Annotated in this window: 1 protein-coding gene; it reads right to left on the minus strand. The window is 45.7% G+C overall.

Annotated features, from left to right (window positions below; all coding sequences use genetic code 11):
- Positions 1–661, minus strand: a 661-nt coding sequence (locus tag R7Z49_RS25500) for a PAS domain-containing protein (RefSeq protein WP_318112453.1), incomplete at both ends; no start/stop codon positions are given.

The raw sequence follows: 661 nt of genomic DNA on the forward strand, positions 1-661 counted from the left end.
GAGCCATATTGGTCTACGCGTTTGAATCGGTCGGTAACAAACTGCCCACTTGCCAGCCTTTTCCAAAAGTCGTGATACGCCGAAGAGTTTGCCTCTTCAGGCAAACAGAAAATTCGGTGATGCTTACCCACGATTTGTCCATGTTTGTAACCCATCGTGCTGAGGAAGTTATCATTTGCTTTAAGCACTGTACCGTCTAACGTAAATTCAATGACTGCCATCGAGCGGCTCAGTGCATTCAGCATGTCTTCGTACTCGCGCGATGTCGTGATCGTTCGAGTCAGTTCAGAGGCAAACACAAAAAAGCTCTCAACCTGGTCACTTGTGTTTCGCACAGGCTGAATAACCACTCTTAACCACGCCTCTTCACCATCCCCCTTGGTGATTTGAAACGCGCCATTCCAGAATGCTTTTGCTTGAACCGACTGTTTCATGCGGTAAAAGTGGTCAGTATTTCTAACGTTTGATGGTACAAGGTCAGAAATATGCTTCGCCAAGATGTCCTTATCTGACAGTGAAAGTTGCTGCAAAAACTTTTGGTTTGCCGATGTGACGTTGCCTTTCGCATCCAACGTCAGCCTTAACATTTCTTCGTCTAGGCTTTGCTGGATCTGTTGTAGGCTGTAGAGCTCTTGTTTTAATCGTTGGTTTTCTTGTTGAA

It is taken from the genome of Vibrio sp. 1562, from assembly GCF_033340155.1.
GTDB classification, from domain to species: Bacteria; Pseudomonadota; Gammaproteobacteria; order Enterobacterales; family Vibrionaceae; genus Vibrio; species Vibrio alginolyticus.